Annotated in this window: 11 protein-coding genes; all 11 read left to right on the top strand. The window is 36.0% G+C overall.

The features are described 5' to 3' along the window. Nucleotides 1-62 precede the first annotated feature (62 nt). The 11 genes from EV197_RS04205 (at nucleotide 63) to EV197_RS04155 (ending at nucleotide 17,025) form a co-directional block, all read left to right on the top strand. Nucleotides 63-422, top strand: a complete 360-nt coding sequence (locus tag EV197_RS04205) for a toxin-antitoxin system YwqK family antitoxin (RefSeq protein WP_130285479.1) — start codon at nucleotides 63-65, stop codon at nucleotides 420-422. 206 nt (nucleotides 423-628) lie between these two features. Next, the gene (locus EV197_RS04200; RefSeq protein ID WP_130285478.1) at nucleotides 629-3,484 is read left to right on the top strand and encodes a TonB-dependent receptor; all 2,856 of its coding nucleotides are present in this window, start codon (nucleotides 629-631) and stop codon (nucleotides 3,482-3,484) included. Between the two features lie 41 nt (nucleotides 3,485-3,525). Then, nucleotides 3,526-4,689 (top strand): multidrug transporter, encoded by a 1,164-nt coding sequence (locus tag EV197_RS04195; RefSeq protein WP_130285477.1) that lies wholly within the window; start codon nucleotides 3,526-3,528, stop codon nucleotides 4,687-4,689. A gap of 853 nt (nucleotides 4,690-5,542) precedes the next feature. Then, entirely contained in the window at nucleotides 5,543-8,398 is a 2,856-nt protein-coding gene (locus EV197_RS04190) for a TonB-dependent receptor (RefSeq protein WP_242610686.1), read from the top strand. A 22-nt stretch (nucleotides 8,399-8,420) separates the two neighbouring features. Then, nucleotides 8,421-10,340 carry a beta strand repeat-containing protein gene (locus EV197_RS04185; RefSeq protein WP_130285476.1) on the top strand — a complete coding sequence of 640 codons (1,920 nt, stop codon included), beginning with the start codon at nucleotides 8,421-8,423 and terminating at the stop codon, nucleotides 10,338-10,340. A 435-nt stretch (nucleotides 10,341-10,775) separates the two neighbouring features. Continuing rightward, nucleotides 10,776-11,120, top strand: coding sequence for a T9SS type A sorting domain-containing protein (locus EV197_RS04180; protein WP_130285475.1), 345 nt, complete (start codon nucleotides 10,776-10,778; stop codon nucleotides 11,118-11,120). 98 nt (nucleotides 11,121-11,218) lie between these two features. Beyond that, complete coding sequence (locus EV197_RS04175) at nucleotides 11,219-13,903, top strand: T9SS type A sorting domain-containing protein (RefSeq protein WP_130285474.1); 2,685 nt, start codon at nucleotides 11,219-11,221, stop codon at nucleotides 13,901-13,903. 89 nt (nucleotides 13,904-13,992) lie between these two features. Continuing rightward, complete coding sequence (locus tag EV197_RS04170) at nucleotides 13,993-14,973, top strand: LuxE/PaaK family acyltransferase (protein ID WP_130285473.1); 981 nt, start codon at nucleotides 13,993-13,995, stop codon at nucleotides 14,971-14,973. Next, complete coding sequence (locus tag EV197_RS04165; protein ID WP_130285472.1) at nucleotides 14,973-15,995, top strand: MIF4G domain-containing protein; 1,023 nt, start codon at nucleotides 14,973-14,975, stop codon at nucleotides 15,993-15,995. Before EV197_RS04170 ends, EV197_RS04165 begins: the two co-directional genes overlap by 1 nt. A 1-nt stretch (nucleotide 15,996) precedes the next feature. Continuing rightward, nucleotides 15,997-16,515, top strand: a complete 519-nt coding sequence (locus tag EV197_RS04160) for a DUF350 domain-containing protein (RefSeq protein WP_130285471.1) — start codon at nucleotides 15,997-15,999, stop codon at nucleotides 16,513-16,515. Nucleotides 16,516-16,569: 54 nt separating this feature from the next. Next, nucleotides 16,570-17,025, top strand: a complete 456-nt coding sequence (locus tag EV197_RS04155; RefSeq protein ID WP_130285470.1) for a YHS domain-containing (seleno)protein — start codon at nucleotides 16,570-16,572, stop codon at nucleotides 17,023-17,025. The last annotated feature ends 18 nt before the right edge of the window (nucleotides 17,026-17,043 follow it).

The following is a 17,043-nucleotide window of genomic DNA, read 5'->3' as shown; positions in this document are numbered from 1 at the left end:
AAATTAATGTTATATTTGTAATATAAATATTAAGAAACCCCAATTTTAAAATTCGTCCCGATATGAAAAATTTAGCAATCTTACTGGTATTTTTATTCTCTGCATCAATGATGGGTCAGGAAGTTAAACCAAAATTTGAAAAACAAGGAGACTTTATTAAAGGTACCTTTTATTATGATAATGGTGAAGTGAGGCAACAGGGGTTTTACAATGCTGAGGGCAAACTACACGGAGAATGGAAGTCTTATGACCTTGACGGAAATAAAATCGCTATGGGGCAATATAAAGATGGTGTAAAAACTGGAAAATGGTTTTTCTGGAATGAAAATAAATTATCTGAAGTTAACTACACGGACAATACTATTGCTACTGTTACCACTTGGTCTAACAAAAGCGACTTTGTGGTAAATATGAACAATTAACTCTTAAAAATACTATTTTAAAATATATAAAACTCTGCCTAGTGCAGAGTTTTTCTGTTTCTATCCCTTCTTGAGATAACACCTGCTTAACGTTATACTTTTTTGGTAACATTGAGGTAACACTATTATTACGCTTATTTAATTTTTGAGTAACACCTACTTAACAACTTGTCGCGTTCTTTGCCCCGAATTTTACGAACACGTACATGAAAAAAATAGCAATCTTACTTGCGCTATGTTTTGTAGGAATTACATACGCGCAAGACACTGGAACTGTTACAGGAACATTATTAGATAAGGAGTCTGGAGAACAACCTTTACCCTTCGCTAATATATTAATAAAAGGAACTACAAAAGGTACTACCTCTGATTTTGATGGTTTATATACCTTAGAAGGCATCCAAGCAGGTTCTTACACCTTAGAATTTAGTTTTATCGGTTATGAAACAATAAGCAAAGAAGTTACAATTGTTGCGGGACAAACCATAACGGTAAACGCAACTTTAGGAGCAAGTGCAGCTGCTTTAGATGAAGTGGTCATCAAAACCACTAGTACTAAGAAAGAAAGCGTACAGGCTTTACTACTAGAACAAAAAAAGGCAGTTGTTCAAAAGCAGAGTATTGGTGCACAGGAACTTTCTAATAAAGCGGTAAGTAATGCAGCAGCTGCAGTCACAAAAATTTCAGGAATCTCCAAACAAGAAGGCGGAGGAAATGTATACGTTAGAGGATTAGGAGACCGATATCTTAACACTACACTTAATGGTCTTTCGCTTCCTGCTAACAACGTAGACAAAAAGAATATTGACCTTGGTCTTTTCTCATCAGATGTTATTCAAAACATAGGTGTAAGTAAAACCTATGCCGCTAATTTTTACGGAGATTTTGCAGCAGGTAATGTAGATATTACAGCAAAAGAGCACGTAGGAAGCGCGTTTGTTGACGCTGATTTAGGAAATAGCATTAACTCTGCTGCTATAGGCAAGCAATTTTTAAAGAGTGAAGGAACAGGTTTATTTGGATTTTATAATAGATATAGCAATAATCCTTTTGCAGTGATCCTATCACACGGTGTGGATCCAGTTTCTTCAGGTGGGCCTGTTGGTCTTTCAGGGTCTATATCCGCTGGTAAATCCTGGAACATTGGAGAAGAATCAAAGCTAAGTGTATTTGCTACGGCTTCATTTGGTAGTAGTTTTGAATATAGAAGAGGACAAGAGGCAAACGTAACTGCGGTAGAGAATCAAATCTTTAGAGTCGCTGAAGCCTTTGAATACAGCCGCACTACTACTGCGATGACTAACCTTCTGTACCGAATAAATCCAGATCACAGAATAAAGTTTACTTCTTTATTTATTAATGACGCTACTGATGAAGTAGGTCGTTATGGAATAGATGGTAATGGATTTAATAGAAATACCATTGCTGATATCGATGATTTTGGTTATTTCACTCAAAATGTACAGTTTGAGCAAGATATGATCTTTGTTAACCAATTATCAGGCGTTAGTAAAATTAATGATAAAATAGAGCTCGACTACGGAATTGGATTTAATAATGTATTAGCGCGTCAACCAGACAGAAAGCGTATTGCCTTAGAGCAATTTGATTTATCGCAGGATAATGACCCAACTACAAATCCAGTACTTTATCGTAATGTGGATTTTGACAACCAACGTTATTTTCAAAATATTGAAGACGAAGAGTGGAATGCTAGAGTTAACTTAGAATATAAAAACTCAGAAAAGCTTTCTTTTAATTTTGGATATAATGGACGTATCAAAGAACGTGCTTTTGATAACCAACGTTTTGGATTAAGCATCATTGAACCAAATACTGAAGTTACCAACGTTAACAACTTTAATAGTATTTTTAATAGAGAGAACTTAGGTTTGATCTACAATACTGTGGTTATCAATCCGATTAATCCGTCCATTGGATTAGGAGATACAAATTTACCAGGGTTAGCTGAAAATACGTATACAGGAAAATTAAACGTGCACGCCTTATATGGTAACGCAATTTATAAAGTTGGTGAAAAGTGGACTTTTGTTCCTGGACTACGTGTAGAGTCTTTTAACCAAAGTATCGAATATGATGTAATTAACCTAGTATTCAACAATCCAGGCCGTAATGAAGCTTCAGAAACTTTTTTACTACCTAGTTTAAATGTAAAATATGCACTAAACGAAGATCAAAACATCCGTTTTGCTGCGAGTAGAACCGTTTCTAATCCAGAGTTTAAAGAAGTAGCGCCTTTCGTTTATGAAAACGTAACCGATCGTATCGGTGGAAATCCAGATTTATTGAATGATCCGGCATTCTCTTCTATCATCAATTTAGATTTAAAATATGAGTGGTTCTTTGAGCGTGGTCAGGTATTTTCTGTAGCTGCTTTTGCAAAGCAAATTAATGACCCGGTAAACTTGGTGTCTGCAAATGATGCAACAGGAACGCAACGTTTCTTTAGAACTGGTGATAAGGCAGAGGTGTTTGGACTTGAATTAGAAGCTCGCAAATCCCTTTTATCTAAAGGTGAAGATGAAAGCTTGCTATCTGCTGGTTTAAACGTAACCTATACGTCAACTAAGCAGGATCTAAAAACAGTTTCAGGAACGTTTAATACTAACTTCAACCGAGATTCTGACGAACTACAGGGAGCTTCTCCATTCTTAGTAAATGCGGATGTAAGCTATACACCAACATTTGGAACCTACAAGCCCGTAGCTAACCTGGTATTCTCTTATTTTTCTGATAGAATTGACGCATTAGGAGCTGGACAATTAGGAAATATTGTAGAAAAAGGAGTACCTACTTTAGATTTTGTTTGGAAAAATAAAATCCACGACAACTTCGAAATCAATCTTAGCATTAAAAACCTATTGAACCCAACCATTGAAAGAGTTCGAGAAAATGCTACGATCTCTGAGGATGTACTGACTACCTTAAACATTCCATTTACCAGAAATCAAAATAACGAAATTAATCCGATAGATGAATTTGCACTATCTAGCTATAAGAGAGGTATAAACTTCGGATTACAATTCAAATACACTTTTTAATTAATACGAACACAAATAGAATTTATTAATAACTAGAAGATATGAAAGCAAACATATTATTATTGAACGTATTTGCCATAGCTACGCTTTTTGTAGGATGTGCAAATGATGATACTGCTGATGTAAATATTACTATTGGCGATGGAGGACAAACGGTAGATCCTTCTGAATTGGTAATTGGAGGTACCTTAACTGAAGATCTTACCCTTGTAACCGGAAATGAATATGCGCTAAACAGCGCTTTAATAGTGCCTGATGGAATTACACTTACTGTAGAGCCAGGCGTAGTGGTTAAAGCTGCGACCGGATCTGATGTATATATTGCAGTTTTGCAAGGCGGAATGATCAATGCAGAGGGTACATCGTCAAACCCAATCGTAATTACCTCAGCTACTGCTACACCCAACCCTGGGGATTGGGGTGGTCTTATTATATTAGGTAGAGCACCAATAAATTCTGTTGTAGGTGGTGATGCTACCTCTACCTCTGAGATCGGAGGACTTCCTTATGGTGGTAGTGATGCAAACGATAATTCAGGTATTCTTAGATATGTACGTATTGAATACTCTGGTGGTGCTGCAGACGCCGCTTCAGAAAATAATGGATTCTCTTTTTATGCCGTAGGTAATGGAACTACCATTCAATACATTCAAGCGTTTGAAGGTGCTGATGATGGTGTAGAATTTTTTGGAGGAACTGTTGACGCTTCATTTATCTCTGTAATAGGGGCGCAAGATGATTCTGTAGACTGGACTGAAGGATACACAGGATCCTTAACTAACGTGTATATTGAGCACAGACAGGCTCATGACAAAGGTATCGAAGGAGATGGCTTTAACACCGATATTGGTAACAACGCAGATCCTGTATTTTGGTCTGCTCCAACAATTACAAACCTAACCATTAACGGTATTGGATCCTCTAACCAAAACGAAGCCATCCGTTTGCGTGCAGGAACAAGAGCTATTTTTACTAACGTGTATCTACAAGGATTTGCCGAAGGATTTGATCTTGATGATACGGAAACAGGTACAGGTGTATTAAACGGTGAAACTTCAGTAACTGATATTACATTTGATGATATTACACTAACCTTAAAAAATGATACTGGCGCTACATTTGATGAAGCTGATGTAATTACTGGAGTAGGTAATGGTGTAGGTGCTGATTACAACTCTTGGAATGCAGGGTGGACTCGTAACTAATTAAATTAGAAAATTTAGCCACCATAGTACAGGCTGTTTAAAAAGCTATCTGATAAGGGTATTGATAATATTGGGTCTCTAAAATCTTGGCCCAACTAAGACTTAGAATTCCACTTAACCCAATCAATGTAAATCCTTTATAGCTTTTTAAACAGCCTACTTTTTTACATAAACTATCGATCACGTCTTAACCTTTTATTTTCATTCTTAGCATTAAGGTTACACTACCATAATACAACTATAAGATTAGCTTAAAAGCTTAATGCTTTATTCTCTTTTTATTTGTAACCACAGAGCACACAACGAACAGTAGCTCTTTTCTTGAACATTGAAAAAATAAAACAAGATCAACTTTTGTTTTTAGCCAATACGTTTCTTCTAGGAATTCTATAAAAATACGTGTTCGTAGAAGGTAAGGGGGGTTGGCGAATTCCTACATTACGTAACCTCCCGATACCTTCTCTTTTTCGACACCAATTTCTCCATTATTTTAGCAATTCGGCTAACCGAATTCACCAAATTAGATTTTAACACTTTACTACTATGTTAACTAAAAAGTTACCGTATTTGCACTTAACATGTTATTAAAGCTTAATTAATGCCGAATAAACAGTTTGATAGTAATAAGTTAACATTCATTTTTTAAATTAATTCTTAGTAATTCAAATCTAAATACTACAACTAATTGACAACCAAGGTTTAAAATACAATTTCTTTACTGTGTTATCTTTTTGTTACGTAGTATTGATCAATTTTTACCAGCATCACAATCCCTTAAAACAAGGATAATATTTAGCTAAAAAGTTTTACTGTAAAACCGTATTTATTTGTACCAGATTTTTACGAATACGACATGATACGAATTTTTACAGCAATAGCGCTGTTAGTGATTGGATTTACCAATGCTCAAGAAGCTACAGGAAGCGTAGCAGGAAAATTATTAGACAAAGAAAATAACAATGAACCACTACCCTTTGCCAATGTTATTGTCAAAGAAACCTCAAAAGGATCTTCCACAGATTTCGATGGTTTATATGAAATCAACAGTGTTCCACCAGGAACGTATACCTTAGAATTTAGTTTTACGGGGTATCAAACGGTAGAAATACCAAATGTTGTTGTAGAACCTAATAAAGTAGCTGTAGTTAATGCAACTATGGGTGCTACAGCAGCAGCACTCGAAGAAGTATTTATTAAAGTAGTAACCAATAGAGAACGCGAAGAAGCTTTGCTTTTAGAGCAAAAAAACGCAGTAATCGTTAAAGAAAGTATTGGTGCAGAACAACTACAAACTCTTGGAGTTTCTAATGCTTCTGCAGCTACTACAAAAATATCTGGTGTGTCCAAAACTGAAGGATCTGGCGATATTTATGTACGTGGTTTAGGGGATCGTTATTTGAGTACGACACTAAACGGTTTGCCAATACCATCTGATAATATTGACAAAAAGAATATTAATTTAGAGTTATTCCCTGCACGATTCATCGGAAATGTTTCCATCAGCAAAACGTTTTCTCCTAACAATTCCGCAGATTTAGCTTCAGGTAATATCGATATTGTTTCAAAAATTGTTACCAAAAATAAAGATATCGGATCTAGTGTTTCCAGCGGTATAAATTCCAACGTTGGAGATAGTGAGATCTTTAGTAATTTTAAAGGAACGGCAACTAATAATGATATCACTTTAGGTATCTACAACCGTGCATATCAATCAGACAATCTTGTAAACGCACTCACAGAACAATCCTGGAACCCAACTCAGTTATCCTCGCCAATCAATTATGGCTTTGGATTTAATGTAGGAGGAATAATAGGTGAAGAAAGAAATTGGAAATTATATTTTAGCGGAGGTCAGTCTGTTGATCACGAATATAGAGAAGGATTGTTTAGAGAATATGACCAAGGTAACTTACGGGATTTTGTGCCACCTGATGATCTAAGAAGATGGTTAAGAACGGTAAACACTACCGGAATGTTACATAGTCAGTACAAACTAAACGATAACAACAATCTAACCTTCAACACCTTTGTCATTAATAAAGCTTTTGAAGAAACCCTAGAAGCAGGACGAGAAAGAACTACTGAAATATTTGAAGAACTTGATAATATTGAAGAAGGTTCACAATTTATCAGAGATCAAAACATTAAAAATACTTTACTTTCAGTTACTCAGCTTATAGGAAAACATGACATATCAAAAAATAACTCCTTAGACTGGGCAGCAGGGTTTAACTACTTAGTAGCTAATGAACCAAACCGTATCAGAAATGAAGTTAACATTCTTAATGATAACCCTAACACTCCCGAAAACGAAGACGGTATCATTGAATTAGGGTTTACCGGAGGTTTTCAACAAAGAAAATCCGTTCAGGAAATTACAGACCTGGAACTAAATGCACGAATCTCGGATGAATTAGTTTTCAAACGTGATGAGGATGACAATAAGATCTTTGTAGCCAATGTAGGAGGTGATGTTAGAAACAAAACCAGAGATTTTACCTCTAGATTCTTTGGAATCGAAGAAGGTAGCGGATCAGATATCAACCCTCCTTCTATAGATGATATTGGGGCGATTTTTACACAAGAAAATTTTGACAATGGGTTATTACAACTTAATGTACAACCGGTTGACACCTATGACGCAACATTACTTTCCTATGCTGGTTTTGCCGATTTTACCGGTGTGTTTGAACAATTTACAGCACAAGTTGGTGTGCGCTATCAAAAAGATGAAATTGATGTAGACTTTAATGTAGGTAATTATGTGAATCCAGCTACAGGTCAGGCAAGGGTTGGAACATCCAATAAAAATTATGACAATATTTATCCCTACGTAAACCTGAAGTATGAACTGAGCGATAAATTAGCCTTACGTCTTTCGGGTAGTGTTAGTCAAACCTTACCTGAATTTAAAGAGATTGCACCTTTCCAATATGTTTCTCAGGTAGGACAGGTTTTTCAAGGGAATCCGGATGTAGAAAGATCAAAGAACTTTAATCTTGATTTTAAAGTAGAATTCTTTCCTCAAAATGATGAGCTACTCTCCTTTAGTGCTTTCTACAAAAGAATCGAAGATCCTATCAACCGTGGATTACAAAGAGGTGGAGAAGATATCTTTTCTTACTTCAACACTGGTGATAGAGCACGTATTTTTGGAGTTGAATTAGAGGGTAGAGTTTATATCATAAAAAAACAAGAGGCTTCTCAAAGCCTAAGACTAAGTGGTAATGTATCTTATTTAAATCACGAACAAGATTTAAAGGATGTATTTAGAGCAGATGGAACGTTGGAACAAACCTTTAAATACGGAGGTAAATCCGAAATAGGTGTTGAAGGGGCATCAGACTGGATTACCAACTTGTCTTTAACCTATAACTCTGGTAACGATACTCCTTATGAATTTACACTGACCGGAAACTATGCCTCTGACAAGATATTTGCGCTAGGAGCACCTAGAAACCAACAGCAACCCGATGTATTCTTTAATGGTGAAATCATAGAGCAAGGTTTTGTAACCCTAGATTTTATTGCTAATAAAGAATTCAATGACCATTGGAGTTTAGGGCTTACGGCTAAAAACTTATTAAACCCAACGATTAAACGAAGACAGTTTATACAAGAAGTAGTAAGCGGGGATCAATTTGAAAGTACCATATTATCATATTCTACGGGGATAGAGACCTCCTTAAGTCTCAAGTATACATTTTAAAACTTTTAATTAAACATAAACAATGATGAAAACGTTAAGTAAATTTTTAAGCTTATTATTTATTACAGGTTTGTTATCTACAGCTTGTAGTAATGACGACGATGCAGCTCCTGGTCCAACTCCAGTTGATGAGTCTGAATTAAATGGAATTATTGATGAGGATTTAACTTTAGACCCAACAATTGAATATAGAATTACAGGAACCGTAACGGTTGCACAAGGCGTGACTTTAACGATCCCAGCAGGTACTGAAATCGTATCTAATGTAGGTGTTGAAAATTATCTAGCAGTTCTTAAAGGCGCTGATATTGATATTCAAGGTACAGCCGCTAACCCAGTAATTATGAGATCTAACGGTCAAGCAGGTGCTTGGGGTGGATTAGTAATCTGTGGAGATGCTACAACTACTGAAGGTACAGATGCGATTGCTGAAGTTGGTGGATTGATCTATGGAGGTACTAATGATGCTGATAGCTCAGGTAATATCGATTACCTAATCATCAGAGATGCTGGTGCTCAGATCAACGCAGACTCTCAGTTTAATGGTCTTACCCTTTATGCTGTAGGTTCTGGTACTACAATCGACAACGTAGGTATCATCAACGGTACTGATGATGGTGTTGAATTCTTTGGAGGAACAGTTTCTGTAACGAATATGTACCTAGAAAATAATGAAGATGATGCAGTAGACTGGACTGAAGGATGGAATGGTACTTTAACTAACGGTTATGTTACTAACACTATCGTAGATTTTTCAACTGCAATTGAAGCAGACGGAGTAAATAACAACCCAACTTTAGTAAACTTTACTGCTATTTCTTCTACTGGTGGTACGGCAATCCAGATCAAAAATAATTCTGGTGCTACTATCAACGGATTAACATTAACTGGTTTTGATACTTCTTTTGACTTTAGAGACAGTGCTCCAGCTTCTAACCTACAAATTGATGGTGCGGATGCTGATACTACAGCTGATGCTGTATTTAGTTCTTCTTCTACCAATGCAAGCCTTTTTGCTTGGATAACTAACGCTGATGTAGGTTCTGATACAGAATTACCAGCAAACATTTCTAATGACCTTACCTTAAACGCTGCGGTGGAATATTCTGTTAGTGGTCCAGTACTGGTAAGTAACGGAGCTACTTTAACTATCCCTGCAGGAACAAAGATTGTTTCTGAATCAGGTACAGCTAACTATATTGCAGTATTAAAAGGTGCTAGCATTGATATTCAGGGTACTATGGCTAGTCCAGTAGTAATGGAATCTGTTGACGGTCAAGCTTGGGGTGGTTTACTAATTTGTGGTGATGCTACAACGACTGAAGGTGTTGATGCTATTGCTGAAGTTGGTGGACTAGTATATGGTGGTACTAATGACGCAGACAACTCTGGTACAATTAACTACTTAGTACTTAAAAACACTGGTGCTCAGATCAACGCTGATTCTCAATTTAACGGATTAACATTATACGCAGTTGGGAACGGTACAACGATTTCTAATGTAGCCGTAATCGGAGGTTCTGATGATGGAGTGGAATTCTTTGGTGGAACTGTAAACATGACTAACTTCTATGCAGAAAATCTTGAAGATGATGCAGTAGACTGGACTGAAGGATGGAACGGAACATTGACTAATACGTTCGTTAATATTACTATCGCTGATTTTTCAACTGCTATTGAAGCAGATGGGGTAAACAATAACCCAACCTTGGTTAACTTTACCGCTGTATCTACTACAGGTGGTACTGGAATCCAAATCAAAAATAATTCTGGTGCTACAATCAACGGTCTTTCTTTAACCGGATTTGACACTCAGTTTGATTTTAGAGATAGTGCTCCAGCTTCAAACTTACAAGCTGACGGTGCAGATGCTAATGAAGCTGCTTCTTATAGCACTTCTACAACAACAGCTGCTGATTTTGCTTGGGCTACAAGTCTATAAGTAAAAACAGTGTAACACAAGATGTATAAAGACCGCCAAATGGCGGTCTTTTTTTTAAATTTACCTTATCGGGATAAACGATCTTAAAACCTCATTATAAATTAGTGTTACTAGATAAACCCAACCTATTTAAAAATAAAAACTTATGTAATTAACGCGAAAACGCTGCATCAGAACTAGAATTACATTAAAAAAATAAAATTAATAAGAACTTTAAAGGGTAAATTCAAATAGTCAACACTGCATAGACCTCTTTCATCTTATTCATTTTCAAATATTTAATAGTTTTTTTTATCATTTTCCTAAAAAACCGTAGGCTCACGCTGTCAAAACCTCAAAAAAAACGTTAAGACCAATTTTTACTTAAAAAAAGTGTTGATTTAATTAAAAATTTATAATTTTAAGGTTATCTTTATAGTCCCAAAATAACCACGTATGAAGAAAATCTACTATGTAATCACATGTATTGGTGTTTTTTTGATGGTATTTACTGCTCAAGTAAATGCGCAACAAGAAATAATTTCACCAAAATCGAAAATTTCCCGAGCCATAGACGGTCTTCAAGTATTTCCTAATCCCGTTAGCGGGGATAAGGTGTATATTACTTCCACGTCTAATAAAACCAAAACTGTAACAGCCTATAACGTACTTGGCAAACGCGTATTGTTTAAAGTGCTGATAGGAAAAGAGTTAAACATTTCGGCATTGAGTCCTGGTTTGTATATTTTAAAAATCAAAGAAGGTGATCTTGAAGCTACTGTTAAACTTTTCAGGAATTAATATTATTTTTGCGTTAAGTATAATTTTTTGTTAAAAATGAGCTAGTTTAATTTAGGTCAACTTGCTACTTTTGTGAGCTGATATTAAACTAACGTCTTATGAAACAAATTACTTACTTATTTTTTTTATTACTCACCATTTTCTCATTTGGGCAGGACCTTGTCATAACAGGAGTTTTTGATGGTCCACTAACTGGTGGTACGCCTAAAGCCATAGAAATTTATGTAATCAATGATATAGCTGATCTGAGCACTTATGGTGTGGGTTCAGCCAATAATGGTGGTGGAACTGATGGTATTGAACTGCAACTAACTGGTTCTGCTTCTGCCGGAGATTTTCTATATATTGCTTCAGAGCAACCTCAATTTAATACATTTTTTGGATTTGATCCAGATTTTATCTCTAGTGCTGCCAATAATAATGGTGATGATGCTGTTGAACTCTTTAATAATGTTGTAAGCGATGGCATGGGCGGTTTTACTGGAGATGTCATTGATACTTTCGGAGATATCAACACTGATGGTACCGGCCAAGCTTGGGACTATCTTGATGGATGGGCATATAGAAATGACAGTACAGGGCCTGATGGAGCTTCATTTACATTAGCCCATTGGACTTTCAGTGGAATCAACGAAAATGATGACGATACTGATCAAGCTAGTGCAACCAACCCTTTCCCAATTGGGACCTATGTAAGAACTATATCTAATGATCCAACGCTTTCTATCTCTTCTCCCGTAGACAGTCAGGTTTTTGATCCCGGTACTACAACAGTAGATGTAGTATTTAGCACGCAAAATTTTGACTTAACAGGAGGTAATTTTGTAGAATATATCATTAACGGTGGAACACCACAAACTACAACCACTAGTCCAATTACTATCGCAACTGCTAATGGACAAACATATGCGATTACGTTAGAATTAAAAGACGCAGGAGGCTCTCTAACTCCACAGGTAATTGAAACCATTAACTTTTCTGTATCTTCTGTAACTTCTGTTGCTACAATTGCTGAATTAAGAGCAGCAACTCTTGATGGATTTTATACACTTACTGGAGAAGCTTTTATTACTTTTCAACAAAGCTTTAGAAATCAAAAATTCATAGAAGATGGTACTGGAGCAATTTTAATTGATGATAGCGCTGGAGTGCTAACAAATAGTTATGCCATAGGTGATGGTATCACAGGAATCACCGGACAATTAGGAGACTTTAACGGACAACTACAATTTGTACCCACTGAAGATGCAGGTGCAGCTTCCTCAACCGGAAACACCATAACCCCACAAGAAGTTACTTTAGCTCAGCTTAATGCAACTCCAGAGAACTATGAAGCGGAATTAGTAACCGTCGTTGAAGTTACTGTTGATAACACTATTGCCACTTGGAATACCGGAACTGAATATGTACTAACACAAAATACTGATAACTTTAACTTCAGAACTTCATTCTTTAGTGCCGATTATATAGGACAAAACGTACCTACCATACCCGTTACCATTACAGGACTCATAACTGAAAGAAGTGGAAATAGCTATTTCATAACAGCTAGAGACAACAATGATATTGTAGCGGCAACTTCTGATCCTGTATTAACTATAACTGCACCAGCTGCTGACGATGTCTTTGCTGCCGGTACTGCAACCGTTGATGTAGAATTTACCACTGAAAACTTCGATTTAATTGGTGGAAACTTTGTAGAATATACTATTAACGGTGGATCAGCTCAAACTACAACTACAAGCCCAATAACAATAAATGTTACGGATGGTACATCTTATACCGTAAACCTGGAATTGAAAGATGCCGGAGGCTCATTAAGTCCACAAGTTACGGAAACCATTAGCTTTTCTATAGACAGCCCACCTCCATCATTACCATTAATTGAGCAGTTTGACTATGTTGTTGGTGAAGATTTGGTCAATCAAGACTTATGGGAAAATAGCTCCACAAGCACTGACGAAATCAAAATTGCTAGTGGTAATTTAAGCTATGCTGGCTTAGATTCGGATGTAGGTAACTCTGTTAGCTTTGACGGTGCTGGATCTGATAGTTTTATCGAGTTTGCAGAAGTAAACTCCGGTAAGGTTTACGCTTCATTCTTAATGCGTGTCACAGATATTACCACTTTCAACACTGCAGGATATTTCACTGCCTTACGAGAGAGTAGCGGTGCCTTTGCTCCAAGAGTATTTTTAAGACCAAGCAATACTACTAACGATATTGAAGTAGGAATTGGTAATGGTAGCTCTACATCCGTTTACACTACTGAAGGGTACGCTATAAACACAGACATTTTTGTAGTATATAGTTACGATTTAGCCACTGGGGTGGCAAGTCTTTGGGTAAATCCACAGGCCGGAACTTCTGAACCATCAACAACTTTAACGGAAACTGACTCTAGCCCTGCCACTACGATTGCTAGTTTTTTAATTCGTCAGGATAGTGATTCAGAAACTCCTTTTATGATCATGGATGAATTAAAGATAGGAACATCCTGGGCACAGGTTACAGACGCCACATTATCTATTGTGGACTTTAATACACAAGAAAGAAGCTTTAAAATATATCCAAACCCTGTTGCGGATGGAGAATTACGTTTCTCAACTGCTATTACAGAAAACATAGAAATTAAAATTTACAATATTTTAGGGAAAGAAGTACTGTCTAAAAAACTAAACGGAACTTCACTGAATGTATCCAGCCTAAACCAAGGTGTATATTTAGCACAATTTATCGTTAATGGTAAAAAAGTGACTACCGAAAAATTAATTATAAGATAACTACCATAGTGTAGCATTTTAAAAAACACTCTCTTATTTGGAGAGTGTTTTTTTTGTGCTTACTTTTCGCCTTTATAGCAAAGTAACCCATGGTAAAAGACGAAATTTTCTCCATTGCTAGCCATAACGCCTTTGAGCAGTTAGCATTAAAAATTTTTCGTTTTCAATATACCAACAACCGTGTCTATCAACAATATTGTAATTTATTGGGTGTCAGCAAAACTGAAGTATCAAGCTTAGTTGATATTCCGTTTTTACCCATAGCTTTTTTTAAGCTAAAAAAAGTACTTAGCCATCAAAAAATAGAACAGCTTTTTACTAGCAGCGGTACCACGGGTAGTACGCCAAGCAACCATTTTGTAAGTGACCTCAGCATATACGAATCAAGCTTTACCAAGGGATTTGAATATTTTTATGGCGACATTTCAGACTATACCGTTTTAGCATTACTCCCTTCCTATCTAGAAAGAGAGGGATCTTCTTTGGTATATATGGCTGATCATATGATCAAAAACAGTAGTGCTAAAGAAAGTGGGTTTTACCTTAATGAAGTTTCAGAATTAATTGCTGTTTTAAAAACATTAAAAAAACAAGACAAAAAGGTACTCCTTTTAGGTGTCTCTTTCGCGTTACTCGATCTGGCTGAGAAAATAGACTTTTCGCTGCCTAAACATTTTATTGTTATGGAAACGGGTGGGATGAAAGGAAGAAGAAAAGAGATGATAAGAGCAGAGCTTCATTCCCTATTAAAAAAAGGATTTGGCACCTCTAACATACACAGCGAATATGGTATGACCGAGCTCCTCTCCCAGGCGTACTCCAAAGGTAATGGAATTTTTACTTGCCCTCCCTGGATGAAAATCTGTATCCGAGATCCAGAAGACCCGCTTCAGTTATTAGATGTAAACAAATCCGGAGGGATCAATGTAATCGATTTAGCAAACATCAATTCTTGCTCTTTTATTGCTACACAAGACCTAGGAAAAATTGTAAATAGTAATGGCGATTTTGAAGTTCTTGGAAGGTTTGATCATAGTGATATCAGAGGATGTAATTTAATGACACTATAATGGCAAGTAAAGGAATATTAGGCTGTTTCGGTTATCTTAGCATACTGTTAGTAGCAGTAGTAGGTAGCACATTTTTTTCAGCTATTACCGGAATTTCTTTTTACTATTCATTTTTAGTTTGTCTGTTTCTATTATCTTGGTTAATTGAACGGTTTTTAAATTCAGGTCAGGAAAAACGATCTTCTCGGTACATACTATACAGCATTATTATCACCATTTTAGTATTTGTGTTTAATAGCGCCTTTCAGCAAAATAACCATACGTCTGACTATAGTAAAGATATTGCTGAAGAGGTTTATAAAGAACAAATCTTAGAAAAAGGAGATTCCATTACGCTTTTATCACATCAACGTTCTTGGTTGGATAATTATGGCAAATCATATCAAGGCGTATTTTCTGTACGGCAACAAGATTATAATAGGACCAAAAACAACTATGCCACCTATTCTCGACAAATCAATCCAAAAACCTGGCAAGAGCTATATCAATATCATATAACAACAGATACACCTTCTTTAGATCTCATTATAGCATCTTTGGATCAAATTCGCCAGGAACAAAACTTAAACCCTATGGCGTTTGCCGAGATGGTCGTAACTTTTGTACAGGATATTCCGTATTCATTTGTGTTTAATGAAGCTTGTCAAAGCGCAGATACGTATGTAGAATCCATCCAAAAAATATTAAAACAATGTCCCGAGTGTTGCATAGGAGAGATCCCTTATGGCATTCAAAATCCTACAGGCTTTATGGGCAATTTAAAGGGCGACTGCGATACTCGCACGGTATTTATCTATGCAATATTATCCCATTTTGGGTATGATGTTGCTATACTCAACAGTGATTTCTATCAACATTCTATTTTAGGATTAAATATTCCTGCTAGTGGCACGTATAAAACCTATCATGGTAAGCGATACTACGTTTGGGAAACGACTAATAAATCGTACACCATAGGTACCTTACCAAAAAATGTAAACAATATAAATCATTGGTATTTTGTATTAACCAAAACTAACTAATATGCAATCTAAACTGTTAACTCTTGCGCTTATTGAAATTTTTTTAGGTCTCACGATTTCTGTGGTCATATTCTTTGTTTCTTTTAGGCTATTACAACGTTTATTTTTTAAAGATATCTCAATTGACAAAGAACACATTTCTTTTGCTGTTTTTACATCGGGTATAGTATTGTCAATCGGATTAATCATTGCCGAAATTATACCTTCAATAACCAACATGATTCGTTTATCACTTTCTTCCAATAACGATATTTCTACCTCCGAAATTTTTCAATATTCAGGACTGTATCTGTTGATTGGTTTTATTATGGCGGTTTTAATCAATCTTGCAGTGTTTCTGTTATTTTCGGCATTTACCAAAGGAGTAAATGAGTTTAAAGATATTCAACAAAATAATCTGGCGACAGCAATATTGGTAACTACGATCTTATTAGCCATAACGCTGATCACCAAAGAAAGCATCAGTCTTTTGATTAGTGCGTTAGTACCTTATCCAGATACTACAAACTTTTTGTATTAGTACTGTAAGGTTTAGGTTTTTTATCGACTGAATGAGCAAGTTAAAATTCAGCGAATGAAACATCTTACTTTATTATTTCTATTTAGCATTCTCATCAGCTCAGCTCAGCAGGATAAGTACTACTCCAAAAAAGGATTTGTAGCAGAAGGCTATGACATAGTTGCTTATTTTGACCAACAAGCAGTGGAAGGAAAGGAAACGTATACTACTGAATATGACGGTGCAAAATTTAAGTTTTCTTCTCAAAAAAACTTAGTTGCCTTTAAAAACAATCCAAAAAAATATGTGCCTCAATACGGAGGTTATTGTGCTTACGCCATAGGTAAAAATGGAAAAAAAGTAAGCATTGATCCAGAAACATTTGAAATCAGGGATGGCAAGTTATATCTTTTTTATAATTCCTGGGGTATTAACACCTTAAACAAATGGAATGAAGAAGGCGCCGAGTCATTAAGAGCAAAAGCTGATAAAAACTGGAAAAAATTAGAAAGTAACCAAAAGATAAGATAGTTAATAAAATATAACTAA

The organism is Aquimarina brevivitae (assembly GCF_004216895.1).
Classification (GTDB): Bacteria; Bacteroidota; Bacteroidia; order Flavobacteriales; family Flavobacteriaceae; genus Aquimarina; species Aquimarina brevivitae.
This window is presented reverse-complemented; position numbering and strand designations above follow the sequence as displayed.